Here is a 15,484-nt window from a genome sequence, read left to right as displayed (position 1 = left end):
GCTGCTGTCACTGGAGATGCTCATGCGTTCCCTTCGGCGCGGTCGGCCACCGTGCCGACGGCCTTCGCGACGACTGCCCCGACCGCGACGCCGGTGAGGACGTCGCTGGGGTAGTGCACGCCGAGTACCAACCGCGACAACGCCATCGGCGGCACCAGCAGCGCAGGCAGCGGCAACCCGGTGACCCGGGCCATCAACACCGACGCCGCCGTCGTCGACGTCGCGTGCGCGGACGGGAAGCTCAGCCGGCTCGGCGTGCCGACATTGACCGAGATCGCGGGATGGTGCGGCCGTTCGCGGCGGACCACCCGCTTGATCAGCACCGCGGCGGCGTGTGCGGTAAACGCACCGGCGCCCACGGCCAGCCAGTCACGCCGACGGTCGGCCTGAAACAGCGCCCCCAACAGGGCTATTGCCAACCAGCCGAGGCTGTGCTCGCCGAAATGGGACAACGCGCGCGCCGTCGAAAGGACCCCGGGGCGGTCACCGAGCGCGGACTGCACGGCGACCAGAGCGGCCTCCTCGCCGCGCTGGTCCCGCGGGCGAAGAGCGGCGTCCCCGACCACAGGGCTCAGCAGCGAGCTCTCATCCATGTGCAGACGACTCCAAGAGGACCGTCTCCCACTTCTGCTTGCTCGTCAGAGTCGGCAACGCCTCGCGGTAGACCTTGCGCATCCGGTTGAACTTGCGCGCGAGGCGCGCCTGGCGCTTGAGTGATTCGCGCAGCAGCTCGAACATCTTCTCGCGGTCGCGCTGGCGGTACACGACACCGCGGCCGTCGGCGGTCGTCACTGTGACGCCGTCCACCCGGCACAGCGAGAACCACCGGGCATCCTGGGTGGCGACGTTGATCTGGGGCCGCCGGTGGTGTTCGGGGTCATGCGGCCGCAGCTGGTGAATCACGCCGCGCGACAACCGCGTCGAGATGGCCACCGCGTTGGTGGGGATCCGCACCTTCTTGCGCCAGCGCTTGTCCGACGGCGTCGGCAGCTCGGCCGCGCTCGGCAGCACCACCGCGTCCGGGTACTGCTGACGCATCTTGCGCACCTCGGGCAGCGCCGACTCCAGGATCGAAAACAGGTGTTCGGGCCCGGCCAGGAAATCGTCCATCGCCTTGTTCTGGATCGCAACGGTCGAATACTCAAGGCACAGAAGGTGTTTGAGTGTCGCCTTCAGATGGCTGGCGATCAGCCCGCTGACATTGCCGTCCCAGTGCAGCGCGGCGACGACCAGCCGGTTGCGCAAGTGGAAGTAGGCCTGCCAGTCGATCGCGTCGTCCTTGTCGCTCCATGCCATGTGCCAGATCGCGGCGCCGGGAAGCGTGACGGTCGGATAGCCGTGCTCGCCGGCGCGCAGGCCGTAGTCGGCGTCGTCCCACTTGATGAACAGCGGTAGCGGCTGGCCGAGCTCCTCGGCGACCTGACGCGGGATCATGCACATCCACCAGCCGTTGTAGTCGACGTCGATGCGGCGGTGCAGCAACCTGCTACGCGCTGAATCCTCGTCCGCCAGAGCGTGCTTGGCGAAGTTGTGGTCGTACTCGGTGTTGACCGCGTTGGTCCACATGAAGTTCTCGGAGTCCACCATCTCCCCCATCACGTGCAGGTGCGAGGGCTCCTGGAGGTTGAGCATCTGGCCGCCGACCAGTGTTGGTGTCTTCGCGAACCGGTTCATCGCTAGCGCCCGCAGGATCGAGTCGGGCTCGACGCGGATGTCGTCGTCCATGAACAGGATCTGTTCACAGTCGGTGTTCTTCAGCGCCTCGTACATCACCCGGCTGTAGCCGCCGGAGCCGCCGAGGTTCGGCTGGTTGTGAATGGTCAACCGGTTCCCGAGGGCGGCCGCGGCCTCATCGAAGTTCGGATGGTCCTTGGCCTTGTTGTTCCCCTGATCGGAGACGATGACGGCGCTGATCACCTCGTCCACCAACGGATCCGACGTCAGCGCCGCCAGCGCGTTGACGCAGTCCGCGGGACGGTTGAAGGTCGGGATGCCGACGGCGATGTTGGCTCGGCTCGGTGCAGGCACCGGCGCGTACCAGCCGGCGTGGTGCAGTGTCGAGGCCGCATCGGTGGCGATGTCGAACCAGATCCAGCCACCGTCCTCGAACGGGCCCAGCTCGACCTCGAACTCGACATGAGCGGGTTCACCCGCGCGCTCGCTGACGATCGGGGCGCCACCGACCGTGATCCGCGCGCCGGTGGCCTTCGACCGGTAGACGTCGACCCGCGCGCTGCCGGTCAACTCGACCCGCAACACCACCGACTGCAGGATCGACCAACGCCGCCAGTAGCTGGCCGGGAACGCGTTGAAGTAGGTCGCGAACGACACCTGCGATTCGGTGCCGATCTCGAGTTCGGTGCGCGACGGCGCGTGTGCGCGCTTGGCGTTGGTTTCCGCTTCCTCGATGTAGAGCTTGCGGACGTCATGGGGTTCGCCTGGACGCGGCAGAATCACGCGGGCCAGCAGGCTGACCGCCTTCGACTCTGCGGATTCCAGTGCGCCGGAGGGAATCTCGCTCATGCGCTACTGCTTTCTGGGCCCGGTTCGGTCAGTGGCGCACCGTCACGCAGGTGCGGTGCGAGTGTGTTGTCGTACATGCTCAACGCGCTGGCGATGGCCATGTGCATGTCCAGGTACTGGTAGGTCCCCAGCCTGCCCCCGAACAACACCTTGGCAGAAGCGGTTTCGGCCTTGGCTCGGGCCCGGTAAGCGGCCAGCAACGCGCGGTCGGCTTCGGTGTTGATCGGATAGTAGGGCTCGTCGTCGTTGTCGGCGAACCGGGAGAACTCGCGCATGATGACCGTCTTGTCGGTCGGATACGTGCGCTCGGGGTGGAAGTGCCGGAACTCGTGGATCCTGGTGTATGGCACATCGAGGTCGTTGTAGTTCATCACCGGTGTGCCCTGGAAGTCCCCGGTGTCGAGCACCTCCATCTCGAAGTCGAGGGTGCGCCACCCCAGCCGTCCGTCGACATAGTCGAAGTACCGGTCGAGCGGACCGGTGTATACGACCGGCGCATCGGGGTTCTCGGCGCGCAGTCGGTCGCGGACGTCGAACCAGTCGGTGTCCAACCGGACCTCGATGCGGCCGTCGGCGGCCATGTTCTCCAACCACTTGGTGTAGCCCTCGGCGGGCAGCCCCTCGTAGGTGTCGTTGAAGTAGCGGTTGTCGAACGTGTAGCGCACCGGAAGCCGGGTGATGTTGGCCGCGGGCAGGTCCTTGGGATCGGTCTGCCACTGTTTGGCCGTATAGCCCTTGACGAACGCCTCGTAGAGCGGGCGCCCGATCAGCGAGATGGCCTTCTCTTCGAGGTTCTGCGCGTCCTCGGTCTTGATCTCGGCGGCCTGCTCCCTGATCAGTTGTCGCGCCTCATCGGGGGTGAAGTACTTGCCGAAGAACTGCGACACCAGCCCCAGCCCCATCGGGAACTGATAGGCCTGACCGCCGTGCATCGCGTACACCCGGTGCTGGTATCCGGTGAACTCGGTGAACTGACGCACGTAGTCCCAGACCCGCTTGTTGGAGGTGTGGAACAGGTGCGCGCCGTACTTGTGCACCTCGATACCGGTCTGCGGCTCGGCCTCGGAGTAGGCGTTACCGCCGATGTGCGGGCGACGCTCGATGACGAGCACCCGCTTATCCAGCTGGGTCGCCACGCGCTCGGCAATCGTCAGGCCGAAGAATCCGGAGCCGACGACAAAGAGGTCAAAACGGGCTCCGGAGAGCGGAGCGACCGGAGAAACAGGCGTGGTCATCGGCAGCAAGGGTATCCGACCGCGAGCGCACTGCCCGAATCCGACAGGAGCCGAATATTGCGATCGGCTCACGATTACATATCGTCACTTTCGCCTCAGAAGTCACACCAGTACCGTCGATCACGTCGGTCCCGACTACCGACAGCGCACGACCTGGGCTGTTCACCTGAATCGCCTAGCCGAACCACAAAGCGACCACTAATAGTCGTAGCCCATGTATTGAGGAGACTTCCGTGCCGAACCGACGTCGACGCAGGCTGTCGACAGCCACGAGCGCAGTCCTGGCCTTGGCAGTCGCGAGTCCCGCTGCAGTAGTCGCCGTGACCGAGCTGACGGAGGCCACCAAGCCGGCCCCCCAGCACCGTGAATTCGTCCAGGCGGCGACGATCACCGATCTTCCGAATGAGCTGATGTCCGCCTTGACGCAGGGCCTCTCGCAGTTCGGCATCAACCTTCCGCCGATGCCGACCGGCATTCTGACCGGAACGGGCTCGAGCTCGCCCACCACGCTGACGTCTCCGGGCCTGACCACGCCGGCGCTCACCACCCCCGAGCTGACGTCGCCCAGCCTGACGGCGCCCGGGCTCAGCACACCCGGCCTGACGGCTCCGAGCCTGACGGCCCCGAGCGCGACGGTTCCCGGTGTGACCGCGACCGCGCCCTCACTGACCGATCCGGCCCTGACCAACCCCGCGCTGACCAGCCCGGCGCTGACCAGTCCGACCGGTGACGCGGGCCTGACCACGCCGGGGCTGACCACGCCGGGACTGTCGACGCCGCCGGCGCTGACCGACCCTGCGCTGGGCGCCACGCCGATCTCGTCGGCCACGGGGCTGCCCGCTCCGAGCGAGGTGCCGATCGCGGCACCGATCGGGCTGGACCCGGCCGCGGGCACCTATCCGATCCTCGGCGACCCCTCGCTGGCGACGATGCCGGCGGCGACTGGCACCTCCGGTAGCGGCGGCATCATCGGCGAGCTGTCCAGCATGGCCGATCAACTCGGTGCGGGGCAGGCGATCGACCTGCTCAAGGGCATGGTGATGCCGGCGATCATGTCGGCGGCCAAGCCGCCCGGCGCGCCGGCGGTGCCCCCGGTCCCGGCCCCCGCGCCGGCACCCGCACCCGGCGCCTGAGACCTGTCACCAGACGGCACCGCAGAAGCCGCTTCGGCTCTGCGGTGCCGGTGCCGGTCTGGCGATCGATTAGTTCTGCTTCGAACCGTGTCGCACCACTAGCATCACCTGGCACATACGTAACATCAGTCCGTGCCGACTCGCCGTCCCACGCCGTCACTGCTGTTCACCGCGCTTGTGGCGACGGTCGTGACGTTGCCGATGGCCCTTTTCGGCTTGCCCGGCGACGGTGACGACGACGCGATCGCCGAGGCGCCGCACCTGGCGCAGCGACCGCTGACGGGGCTGGGCGGCGGGGAGACGATCCGCGAGATCCACCAGGACACGCCGTTCTCGTTGGTGGCGCTGACCGCTCAGGACTTCACCGGCACCACCGCACGGGTGCGCGCCAAGAAGGCCGACGGCACCTGGGGACCCTGGTACGACGCCGAACCCCTGGAAGGTGTCGGCCCGGACACTCCGTCTGCGGGACCGGCAGGCACCGAACCCGTGTTCGTGGGCCGCACCACCACGGTGCAGATCGCAGTGACCCGTCCGCCCGATGCGCCCGAGATTCCGGAAGCGGCGCCCCAGTCCGCCCCCCAGGAACTGGGCTACGTCCCGGCGAACACGCAACATTCCTTCGGCCAGAACCTCAACGCGGTGTTGATCAGCCCGCCGGAGGCACCGCCGGTGGACACGCTGCCTCCGCCGTCGGCGGTGAACGCACCCGGAGTGCCGCCCAACATCATCAACCGCGCGCAGTGGGGCGCCGACGAATCCATGCGGTGCGGAGATCCCCGGTTGGACGCCGGAGTTCGGGCGGGGGTGGTGCACCACACCGCAGGCAGCAATGAGTACGCCCCGCAGGACTCGGCAGGCATCATCCGATCGATCTACGAGTACCACACCCGCACACTGGGCTGGTGCGACATCGCCTACAACGCACTGGTCGACAAGTTCGGACAGGTCTTCGAGGGGCGCGCGGGCGGTGTCACCAGACCCGTCGAGGGGGCGCACACCGGAGGGTTCAACCACGACACCTGGGGTGTCGCGATGATGGGCAACTTCGAAGTGGTGCCGCCGACGCCGATTCAGCTGCGCACCACGGCCCGGCTGCTGGGATGGCGGCTCGGCCTCGACCACGTCGACCCCCGCGGCGCGGTGGTGCTGGCGTCAGGGGGCGGGTCGTTCTCGAAGTTCCCGACCGGGGCGACACCGCGGCTGCCCGCGATCTTCACCCACCGCGACGTCGGCGCCACGGAGTGCCCCGGCAACGCGGCGTACGCCCTGATGGACCACATCCGCGACATCGCCGCGCGCTTCAACCAACCGCCGGGACCCGACGACCTGGCCGAATCACTGCGCGGAGGCGCGATATTTGCGAAATGGGAAGCAATGGGCGGGATGAAGAGCCCGCTCGGCAGGCCGACGTCGCTGGAGGCGTCGGGCCAGGATGGCGCCCGCTACGTCACGTTCGAACGCGGCGCGATCTACTGGTCACCGGTGAGCGGCGCCGAACCGGTCACCGGTGAGATCTACAAAGCTTGGGGCACACTGGGTTTCGAACGCGGTGCGCTCGGACTGCCCACCAGCGGCGAGATCCAGGAGCCGCTGTGGATCGTGCAGAACTTCCAGCACGGCACGCTGAACTTTGACCGCGAGAAGGGCACGGTGACACGCGTTTTCGACGGTATCCCCGTGGAACTGCCGAAGCCGGACTTCGACACCCCGCCCGTGCAACTCGAGCGATTCACCCCGCCGATCAGCACCTGAGGTCTACGCCCACCACCGCTCGAGCACACGCGCGACACCGTCGTCGTTGTTGGTCGAGGTGACCTCGTCGGCCGCGGCCAGCGCGGCCGGATGGGCGTGGCCCATGGCGACCCCCAGGCCGGCCCATTGCAGCATCGGCACGTCGTTGGGCATGTCACCGAATGTGACGATCTCATCGGCGGTGATGCCCAGCGGTTCGGCCACCTCGGCGACCCCGGTGGCCTTGCTGATGCCGACCGGCATGATCTCGATCAGGCCGTTGTTGGTCGAGTACGTGATATCGGCAACTTGCCCGACGTGATCGGCGAGCTCGGCCGCCATGTCCGAGCTGCGCGCGCCGGCCTTCCTGACGAGGAGTTTGATCGCGGGTGCGCTGAGCAGGTCCTCGAACGACACCTCGGTGTTGTCCGGATTGAGCCACGCGTGTTCGTACCCGGGCGAGCTGACGAACTGCGGGGTCGCGGCGTCGTGGGCGCTTTTGCCCACCCGCTCGACGGCCAGGCCCGCCCCCGGGATCACTCGGGTCGCGATGTCGGCGAGCTCACCGAGCACGTCGGTGGTCAGCGTGCGCGCGGACACGATGCGGTCGGTGGCCGGGTCGTAGAGCACTGCACCGTTGGCGCACACCGCCATCGGGGCGAAACCCAACGCGTCGACGACCGGTTGCACCCACCGCGGCGGCCGTCCCGTGGCGATCAGGAACTCGGTGCCCGACTCCACCGCGGCGGTGACCGCCGCCCTGGTGCGCGTCGAGACCTTCTCGTCGTCGTCGAGCAGCGTCCCGTCGACGTCGGAGGCGATCAGCAAGGGCCGGTTCATCGCGGGGACCGCCGCGGGAATCCGCGTTCGCCGGTGTCCGGGCTCACCGGTGACTCTTGGCTTCGCGCAGGGCACGCTTGCGGGCACGCTCGGCCAGTTCGGCCTCGTCGAGAGCCTTCGCCTCGTCCAGGGTGGGTGCGGAGCCGCCGAGTCGGCGCGGAACCCAGTACGCCCCTTCCGGGTGCGGATAGTCGCGTTGCGCCTCGTGCAACAGTTCGGTCATCGCCGAACGCAATTCCTGCAACGTCTGCTCCATCGTCTCGCCGGCTCGTAGGGGACTACCCACCTGCACCGTGATCGGAATCCTGTTGCGGCTCAGACGACGCGGATGGTCCTTGGTCCACAGCCGCTGCGCACCCCAGACGATGAGCGGAACGATCGGCACATCGGCGTCGCGGGCCATCCGGGCCGCGCCGGTCTTGAAGTCCTTGAGCTCGAAGCTTCGGCTGATGGTCGCCTCCGGGTAGACGCCGACGAGCTCGCCGGCGCGCAGGCGTTCCACCGCGACGGCGTAGGCGCCCGCACCGGCGCGGCGATCCACCGGAATCGTGCCGGTGTGGCGGATCAGGAAGTTGACCACCTTCACGTCCTGCATCTCTTCTTTGATCATGAACCGCAGGCGCCGCTTGCGATAGTGCACCGCCAGCGCGGCGGGCAACCAGTCGACGTAGCTCGTGTGGTTGATCGCGATCACCGCACCGCCGCCGGCGGGGATGTTCTCCAAGCCCCGGTAGCTGATCTTGTAGCCATTGATCCTGACCGCCGCCTTGACCAGAACCTCGAGCGTGTAGAAGACCGGCTCCATGGCGGCTACCCGGTTGCTCCGCTGGGGTCGGGACGCTGGGCACGCCTGGCGGCCTTCTCTGCGGCCTCCTCCGCGTCCATCAGGTCGGCCTCGGCGAGCGTCGGCGCGCCCCCGCCCAACCGGTGCGGCACCCAGAACTCGCCGGCGGGGTGCGGGCCGTAGCTGTCTTGGACTTGCTCGAGCAGGTGCTGCATCCGGGAGTGCAGCAGAGCCGTCAGGTCCGCCGCGGGCAACGTCGGCTCGATCGGTTCGCCGACGGCCACGGTGATCGGCACCTTGGGGCGCCACATCTTCTTCGGGTGGCCCTTGGTCCAGATGCGCTGCGCACCCCACACGATGTGCGGAACGATCGGCACGCCCGCCGCGATCGCCATGCGCGCGGCGCCGGACTTGTACTGCTTGATCTCGAAGCTGCGGCTGATCGTGGCCTCGGGATAGACGCCGACGAACTCGCCCTCCTTGAGCCTCTGACATGCCTGCTCGAACGAAAGGGCGCCGCTCTCGCGGTCCACCTCGATGTGGCGCAGACTGCGCATGACCGGGCCCGAGATCTTGTGGTCGAAGACCTCTTTCTTCGCCATGAACCGCACCTTGCGCCCCATGCCCTGCCGGTAGGCGGGCAGCCCCGCAAAGGTGAAGTCGAAGTAGCTCGTGTGGTTGATGGCGATGACCGCGCCGCCGGTTCTCGGCAGGTTCTCCACACCGGTGACGGTGAATTTGAGTCCCTGCACGCGCCAGATCAGCCGCGCCAGCTGAATGACGGTGCCGTATACGGGTTCCACATCAGGCAGCCTAGTCGCGCGACCACACGACCTTCGAGGTCGGCGGTGCCGAGTTCGTCGAGGCCCGCCGAGATGCCGGCGCCACCTGCCGGCTCCGCGGCGCGTGGGATGGGGACGAGCCTGCGGCGGGCTAGACTCGCGGCAGGCATCCACATTCGCAGGAAGGGTATTTGTGCAGGTCACCAGCATCGGCCACGCGGGTTTCCGCATCGACACAGCGGCCGGGAGCATCCTGTGTGACCCCTGGGTGAACCCTGCCTACTTCGCGTCGTGGTTCCCGTTCCCCGACAACAGCGCCCTGGACTGGGATGCGCTCGGCGACTGCGACTACCTGTACGTCTCGCACCTGCACCGCGACCACTTCGACCCCAAGCTTCTGCGCGAGCACGTCAACAAGGACGCCATCGTGCTGCTGCCCGACTATCCGGTGCCCGACCTGCGGCGCGAACTCGAGAGGCTCGGCTTTCACCGGTTCTTCGAGACCGTCGACTCGGTGCGCCACACCGTGTCCGGCCCCAAGGGCGACCTCGGCGTGATGATCATCGCGCTGCGAGCCCCCGCCGACGGCCCGATCGGCGACTCGGGACTCGTCGTCGACGACGGTCGAACCGTGGCGTTCAACATGAACGACGCACGCCCGGTCGACCTCGACGTCGTGCACGCCGACTTCGGCCACGTCGACGTGCACATGCTCCAGTACTCCGGCGCCATCTGGTACCCGATGGTCTACGACATGCCCGTGCGAGCCAAGGAGGCGTTCGGCATCCAGAAGCGCCAGCGCCAGATGGACCGCTGCCGCCAGTACATCGCGCAGGTCGGCGCCACCTGGGTCATCCCGTCGGCAGGCCCGCCGTGCTTCCTCGATCCGGAGCTGCGCGACCTCAACGACGACCACGACGACCCAGCCAACATCTTCCCCGACCAGATGGTTTTCCTGGAGCAGATGCGTACACACGGCCACGACGGCGGGCTGTTGCTGATTCCGGGCTCGACGGCCACTTTCACCGGCTCGCAACTGGATTCACTGAACCACCCGCTGCCCGACGACGAGGTGGAGTCGATCTTCACCACCGGCAAGGCCGACTACATCGCCGACTACGCCGAGCGGATGGCGCCGGTGCTGGCCGCGGAGAAGGCGAGCTGGGCCGACGCGGCGGGCGAGTCGCTACTGGAGCCGCTGCGCACCGCGTTCGAGCCGATCATGATCCAGAGTGATCAGATCTGCGACGGTATCGGCTATCCCGTCGAGCTGCGGCTCGGGTCCGAGACCGTGGTCGTCGACTTTCCGAAACGCGTTGTTCGCGAACCGATCTCTGCAGAGAAGTTCCGTTACGGCTTCGCGATCCCGCCGGAGTTGGTGCGCACCGTGCTGCGCGACAACGAACCCGACTGGGTCAACACCATCTTCCTGTCCACCCGATTTCGGGCCTGGCGAGTGGGCGGATACAACGAGTACCTGTACACGTTCTTCAAGTGCCTGACCGACGAGCGGATCGCGTACGCCGACGGCTGGTTCGCCGAGGCGCACGACGACTCCGCGTCGATCACGCTGGACGGCTGGGAGATTCAGCGGCGCTGCCCGCATCTGAAGGCCGATCTGTCGAAGTTCGGCGTGGTGGAGGGCTCCACGCTGACCTGCAATCTGCACGGATGGCAGTGGAATCTGCAGAACGGCCGCTGCCTGACCACCAAGGGCCACGAGTTGCGGAGCGAGCGAAAGTGAGTGTGCCGCAACAGCTCTACGACGACGGCATGATCCAGGTCGACCGGGAGGCGGTCACGCTGCGCCGGTACCACTTCCCCTCTGGCACGTCGAAAGTCATTCCGCTGCCGGCCATCCGCGGGTACACCGCCTCGCCGCTGGACTGGATGCACCGCTACCGGTTCTGGGGCAGCTCGGATCTGCGCCGCTGGCTGCCGCTGGACGTGCGTAGGCCGCTGAAGGCCACGCTGGTCACCCTCGACGTCGACGGCAACCGGTGGCGACCGGCGTTCACGCCCGAACACCCCGACCAGCTCATCGAGGTCCTCGACGAGCTGCTGCGGCCTTAGCGCCGGTTCCGGCGCAACCGGCGCGCGGCCAGCAGCCCGATCCCGGCGGTCGCCACCCATGGGCCACCGACGATCAGCGGGTCGAGCCATAGGTGATTGACGTCCGCACGTTTACTTTTCGCGCGCGCGGCCAGACCGTTGTGCGTCAACTCGGTCTTGACTCCGGTCTGAGTGATGGGGTTGTCCGGGCGACGGCTGACCAGCGACTGCAGGTGGTGTTCTACGGCGTCGACGCGGTCGGCGAGGATCAGCAGCAGCCAGTGCGCGGCACGGCCCTCGCTGTACGTGCGATACGAGTAGCGCCGGATCGCACCCGAGAGCCCTCTCGGCGGAGTCGACGTACCGAAAACCGGTGTCAGGAACCTGTGTTCGATGGACCGCTCCCGCGGCCACGTCTCGGGTTGCCGGTCGGGAAAGTCCCAGTGGGCGCCGGTCTCGACCGCCTTGAGCTTGGGCACCGAAGGCCGGTCGGCCGGGTCGAGGTCGGCGCCCCACCCGGGGATGCGGGCGCGCAGGTCTTCGGATGTCGGTACGGGCGGATGGTCGGCGGTGTAGGTCATGATGATTCCCCTCAGGCGGCGTTGGCCACGATGACCGGTTTGATGCAGTCGTCGAGCTTGGCGGAGAAGATGTGATACCCCTCGGCGATGTGCTCGAGCGGAATACGGTGAGTGACAATGTCATTGGGCTTGAGATAGCCGTTCTGGATATGCGAGAACAGCCTGGGCCACTGGCGTTTGACGGGGCACTGGTTCATCCGCAGCGTCAGCCCCTTGTTCAACGCGTCGCCGAACTTGACCGCGGAGAAGATCGGTCCGTAGGCGCCCATCACCGAGATGGTGCCGCCTTTGCGCACCGCGTCGATCGCCCAGTTCAGCGCCACGGGCGAACCGCCCTGCATTTTGAGCTTGGCGCCGGTGACGTGCTGCAGCAGGTTGCCGTCCGCCTCGGCGCCCACGGCATCGATCGCCACGTCGGCGCCGAGATAACCGGTGGTCTTCTTCATCTCCACGACGATGTCGTCGCATTCGGCGAAGTTGAGGGTCTCGGCATGCGCGAACGTGCGGGCCTTCTCCAACCGGTACTCGAGGTGGTCGATGACGATCACCCGGCCAGCGCCCATCAGCCATGCCGATTTCGCGGCATACAGACCGACCGGGCCCGCGCCGAAGACCGCGACGACGTCACCCTCGACGATGTCGCCGAGTTGCGCGCCGAAGTAGCCGGTAGCCAGGGCGTCGGTGCACATCAGCGCGTCCTCGTCGGCCATCCAGTCGGGGATGAGCGCCGGGCCCACGTCGGCGAACGGCACCCGGACGAACTCCGCCTGCCCGCCGTCATATCCACCGCACGTATGCGAGTAGCCGTAGATCCCACCGACGGCGGTCGCGTTCGGGTTGACGTTGTGGCAGTTGGAGTACAGCCCGCGGGTGCAGAAGTAGCACGAACCGCAGAAGATGTTGAACGGCACCATGACCCGGTCGCCGACCTTGAGGTTGCGAACCGAGGGCCCGACCTGCTCGACCACACCGATGAACTCGTGGCCGAAGGTCATGCCGACCCGGGTGTCGGGCATCATGCCGTGGTAGAGGTGCAGGTCCGAACCGCAGATCGCCGCGAGGGTCACCCGCACGATCGCGTCGTTCGGATGCTCGATCGGCGGAATGTCTTTTTCTTCGACCCGTATCTTGTACGGGCCGCGGTAAACCATCGCCTTCACGGCGCCTCCTAGAGTCGGGATGCGAACGCGTCTACCCGTGTCCGGGCGCGCGAAACCACCTCTCCGCCCAGCGAGGCGCTTGCCCTACTTGGCCGGCGTCAGGACGTCGGTTCCGACATACGGCCTCAGCGCTTGTGGCACCCGGACGCTGCCGTCGGGCTGCTGATGGTTCTCCAGGATCGCCACCAGCCACCGCGTCGTCGCGAAGGTCCCGTTGAGCGTTGCCGCGGTCTGCGGACGCCCGTTCTCGTCGCGGTAGCGCACCGCCAGCCGGCGGGCCTGAAACGTGGTGCAGTTCGACGTCGAGGTCAGCTCCCGGTAGGTCTGCTGCGTGGGAACCCAAGCCTCACAGTCGAATTTGCGCGCCGCAGAGGAACCGAGATCACCGGCGGCGATGTCGACCACGCGGTACGGCACCTCGATATCGGCCAACATCTGGCGCTGCCAACCCAGCAGGCGTTCGTGCTCGGCCTCGGCGTCTGAGGGCTTGCAGTAGATGAAGCCCTCCACCTTGTCGAACTGGTGCACGCGGATGATGCCGCGGGTGTCCTTGCCGTGGCTGCCCGCTTCGCGCCGGAAGCATGACGACCAACCCGCATAGCGCAGCGGTCCGTCGGACAGGTCGAGGATCTCGTCGGCGTGGTATCCGGCCAGCGGCACCTCGGAGGTGCCGACCAGATAGAGGTCGTCGGACTCGATCCGGTAGACCTCCTCGCTGTGCGCACCGAGGAAACCGGTGCCCCCCATGATCTCCGGGCGCACGAGCACCGGCGGGATCATCAGCGTGAACCCGTTCGCGGTGGCGAGTTTGACGGCCAATTGGAGCAGACCCAGCTGCAGCAGCGCGCCGGCCCCGGTGAGGAAGTAGAAGCGTGAACCGGACACCTTCGCACCGCGTTCGAGGTCGATGAGACCCAACGACTCACCGAGTTCGACGTGATCTTTGGGGTCGTCGATGCGCGGTGGCTCACCGACCGTGTCGAGTACGACGAAGTCGTCCTCGCCGCCCGCGGGCACCCCGTCGATGATCACGTTCGAGAGCGCCATGTGCGCCTCGGTGAACGTCCGCGCGGCGTCGGCCTGAGCCGTCTCGGCGGCCTTGACCTTTTCGGCGAGCGCCTTGGCCTGCTCCAGGAGCGCGGGCCGCTCCTCGGGCGAGGCTTTGCCCACCTTTTTGCTCGCGGCCTTCTGCTCGGCGCGCAGATTGTCGGCCGCCGACACCGCGGCCCGGCGCGCGGCGTCGGACTCGAGCAACGCGTCGACGAGGCTCGGATCTTCGCCGCGGGCGCGTTGCGAGGCACGGACCACATCCGGGTTTTCGCGCAGCAACTTGAGGTCGATCACGGGCGCAACCCTACTGGTCGAGCACCCAGGCCAGCACAACCGCATAACTTTACAACTGCATCACTTGTCACAGCGCCTGACACGCCTGTCACAATGGAGCAGATGTTGGAGGCACCCGGTCGCCCGTTCGGCGAGCATGAACCCGCCGATCTGCAGCAAGGCGACGCACAGGCGCAGGAGCGGGTGGCGTGGTGGACCAGTTTGCACGCCACGCCGACGCGCCGAGCGCTCGTGTTGACGGCGCTGGGCGGGTTGCTGATCGCGGGCCTCATCACCGCGCTGCCGCAGAATGACAGCGCCAGCGGGCTGACCGCGAGCACGATCTCCCTCGGTCCCCGGGGCAATGCGACGTTCGAACACGCCAAGGCGGGCGACTGCCTCAACTGGCCCGACCGGACACCCGACGCCGCCGAGATCGTCGACTGCAGCCAGGAGCACCGGTTCGAGGTCGCCGAGTCGGTGGACATGCGGACGTTCCCGGGCAGTGAATACGGTCCGGACGCCGCGCCGCCGTCGAGCGCGCGTATCCAGCAGATCAGCCAGGAGCAGTGCTCGACGGCCGTGAAGAATTACCTGGGCCCGCGCTTCGACCCGAACAGCCGCTTCACCGTGAGCATGCTGTGGTCCGGCGAAAAGGCCTGGCGCCAGTCCGGCGAGCGCCGCATGCTGTGCGGACTGCAGCTGCCCGGCCCGAACAACCAGCAGCTGCCGTTCTCCGGCAAGGTCGCCGAGGTCGACCAGTCCAAGGTGTGGCCTGCGGGCACCTGCCTGGGCATCGATCCCACCACCAACCAGCCCACCGACATCCCGGTCGACTGCGCGGCGCCGCACGCGATGGAGGTCACCGGCGCGGTGAACCTCGCCGAGAGGTTCCCCGGCGGGCTGCCGCCCGAGCCCGAGCAGGACGGCTTCATCAAGGATGCGTGCACCCGGATGACGGATGCCTATCTGGCGCCCATCGAGTTACGCAGCACCACGCTGACGCTGATCTACAGCACCATTTCGCTGCCGAGCTGGGCGGCGGGAAGTCGTCAGGTGTCCTGCAGTATCGGCGCCACGCTGGGCAACGGCGGCTGGTCGACGCTTCTCAACAGCGCCAAGGGCCCGCTGCTGATCAACGGTCAGCCGCCGGTACCGCCTCCGGACATCCCCGAAGAGCGGCTGAACTTCCCGCCGATCCCGATCACGGACAACGAGCCGGTCAACACCTCGCAGTCCCTGTCTCTTATACACATCTCCGAGCCCCCGAGACCGATCAGTATCTCGTATGCCGGCTTGTGGGTGTAAAAAAAAAGGGGGGGGGGGGGGGGGGGGGG

The 15,484-nt window shown here is 67.3% G+C and carries 13 protein-coding genes and 1 pseudogene; 5 read left to right on the top strand and 9 right to left on the bottom strand.

The window, feature by feature from the left end:
* Positions 1–20: 20 nt before the first annotated feature.
* From A5759_RS08340 to glf, 3 genes are read right to left on the bottom strand one after another with little or no spacing between them, the layout of a single operon-like run.
* Positions 21–593 (bottom strand): phosphatase PAP2 family protein, encoded by a 573-nt coding sequence (locus A5759_RS08340; protein ID WP_082962050.1) that lies wholly within the window; start codon positions 591–593, stop codon positions 21–23.
* Complete coding sequence (locus A5759_RS08335; RefSeq protein WP_068196171.1) at positions 586–2,523, bottom strand: glycosyltransferase; 1,938 nt, start codon at positions 2,521–2,523, stop codon at positions 586–588. The genes A5759_RS08340 and A5759_RS08335 overlap by 8 nt, the downstream gene beginning before the upstream one ends.
* On the bottom strand, positions 2,520–3,758 hold the full coding sequence (gene glf, locus A5759_RS08330; RefSeq protein ID WP_064394883.1) for a UDP-galactopyranose mutase: 1,239 nt from the start codon (positions 3,756–3,758) through the stop codon (positions 2,520–2,522). The genes A5759_RS08335 and glf overlap by 4 nt, the downstream gene beginning before the upstream one ends.
* Before the next feature lie 233 nt (positions 3,759–3,991).
* Between glf and A5759_RS08325 the strand changes: the two genes are divergently transcribed.
* Both A5759_RS08325 and A5759_RS08320 read left to right on the top strand, forming a co-directional pair.
* On the top strand, positions 3,992–4,891 hold the full coding sequence (locus tag A5759_RS08325; protein ID WP_068196168.1) for a hypothetical protein: 900 nt from the start codon (positions 3,992–3,994) through the stop codon (positions 4,889–4,891).
* Positions 4,892–5,023: 132 nt separating this feature from the next.
* Positions 5,024–6,646, top strand: a complete 1,623-nt coding sequence (locus A5759_RS08320) for an N-acetylmuramoyl-L-alanine amidase (RefSeq protein WP_068196165.1) — start codon at positions 5,024–5,026, stop codon at positions 6,644–6,646.
* Positions 6,647–6,649: 3 nt separating this feature from the next.
* Here A5759_RS08320 and A5759_RS08315 read toward each other — a convergent pair whose 3' ends face one another.
* Genes A5759_RS08315 through A5759_RS08305 form a run of 3 tightly spaced genes read right to left on the bottom strand, consistent with a single transcriptional unit; the run spans position 6,650 to position 9,052 of the window.
* Positions 6,650–7,465, bottom strand: coding sequence for a Cof-type HAD-IIB family hydrolase (locus A5759_RS08315; protein WP_068196163.1), 816 nt, complete (start codon positions 7,463–7,465; stop codon positions 6,650–6,652).
* 43 nt (positions 7,466–7,508) lie between these two features.
* Entirely contained in the window at positions 7,509–8,270 is a 762-nt protein-coding gene (locus A5759_RS08310; RefSeq protein ID WP_064425860.1) for a 1-acyl-sn-glycerol-3-phosphate acyltransferase, read from the bottom strand.
* Between the two features lie 5 nt (positions 8,271–8,275).
* A complete protein-coding gene (locus A5759_RS08305; RefSeq protein ID WP_068196160.1) occupies positions 8,276–9,052 on the bottom strand; it encodes a 1-acyl-sn-glycerol-3-phosphate acyltransferase in 777 nt (258 codons plus the stop codon).
* A gap of 172 nt (positions 9,053–9,224) precedes the next feature.
* Between A5759_RS08305 and A5759_RS08300 the strand changes: the two genes are divergently transcribed.
* Together A5759_RS08300 and A5759_RS08295 are read left to right on the top strand one after the other, a co-directional pair.
* Positions 9,225–10,775 carry an MBL fold metallo-hydrolase gene (locus tag A5759_RS08300; RefSeq protein ID WP_068196157.1) on the top strand — a complete coding sequence of 517 codons (1,551 nt, stop codon included), beginning with the start codon at positions 9,225–9,227 and terminating at the stop codon, positions 10,773–10,775.
* On the top strand, positions 10,772–11,104 hold the full coding sequence (locus A5759_RS08295; protein WP_064394890.1) for a hypothetical protein: 333 nt from the start codon (positions 10,772–10,774) through the stop codon (positions 11,102–11,104). Before A5759_RS08300 ends, A5759_RS08295 begins: the two co-directional genes overlap by 4 nt.
* Here A5759_RS08295 and A5759_RS08290 read toward each other — a convergent pair.
* The 3 genes from A5759_RS08290 to serS form a co-directional block, all read right to left on the bottom strand.
* Positions 11,101–11,664 (bottom strand): hypothetical protein, encoded by a 564-nt coding sequence (locus tag A5759_RS08290; protein WP_068196154.1) that lies wholly within the window; start codon positions 11,662–11,664, stop codon positions 11,101–11,103. The two genes, A5759_RS08295 and A5759_RS08290, sit on opposite strands and share 4 nt — an antisense overlap.
* Positions 11,665–11,675: 11 nt before the next feature.
* Positions 11,676–12,824, bottom strand: coding sequence for a zinc-dependent alcohol dehydrogenase (locus A5759_RS08285; protein ID WP_064394892.1), 1,149 nt, complete (start codon positions 12,822–12,824; stop codon positions 11,676–11,678).
* 84 nt (positions 12,825–12,908) lie between these two features.
* Positions 12,909–14,168 (bottom strand): serine--tRNA ligase, encoded by a 1,260-nt coding sequence (serS, locus tag A5759_RS08280; RefSeq protein WP_064394893.1) that lies wholly within the window; start codon positions 14,166–14,168, stop codon positions 12,909–12,911.
* A 93-nt stretch (positions 14,169–14,261) separates the two neighbouring features.
* Here serS and A5759_RS08275 point away from each other — a divergent pair.
* A pseudogene (locus A5759_RS08275) lies at positions 14,262–15,353 on the top strand (septum formation family protein); the annotation flags it as partial.
* Positions 15,354–15,484 lie beyond the last annotated feature (131 nt).

Origin of the sequence: Mycobacterium sp. 852014-52144_SCH5372336, assembly GCF_001665615.1 — a bacterium.
GTDB lineage: Bacteria > Actinomycetota > Actinomycetes > Mycobacteriales > Mycobacteriaceae > Mycobacterium > Mycobacterium neumannii_A.
This window is presented reverse-complemented; position numbering and strand designations above follow the sequence as displayed.

Bases quoted from the DNA above. Each gene is read 5' to 3' on its own strand.
- A5759_RS08315 (WP_068196163.1), bottom strand. From the start codon at position 7,465: ATGAACCGGCCCTTGCTGATCGCCTCCGACGTCGACGGGACGCTGCTC.
- A5759_RS08335 (WP_068196171.1), bottom strand. From the start codon at position 2,523: ATGAGCGAGATTCCCTCCGGCGCACTGGAATCCGCAGAGTCGAAGGCG.
- A5759_RS08290 (WP_068196154.1), bottom strand. From the start codon at position 11,664: ATGACCTACACCGCCGACCATCCGCCCGTACCGACATCCGAAGACCTG.
- glf (WP_064394883.1), bottom strand. From the start codon at position 3,758: ATGACCACGCCTGTTTCTCCGGTCGCTCCGCTCTCCGGAGCCCGTTTT.
- A5759_RS08310 (WP_064425860.1), bottom strand. From the start codon at position 8,270: ATGGAGCCGGTCTTCTACACGCTCGAGGTTCTGGTCAAGGCGGCGGTC.
- A5759_RS08340 (WP_082962050.1), bottom strand. From the start codon at position 593: ATGGATGAGAGCTCGCTGCTGAGCCCTGTGGTCGGGGACGCCGCTCTT.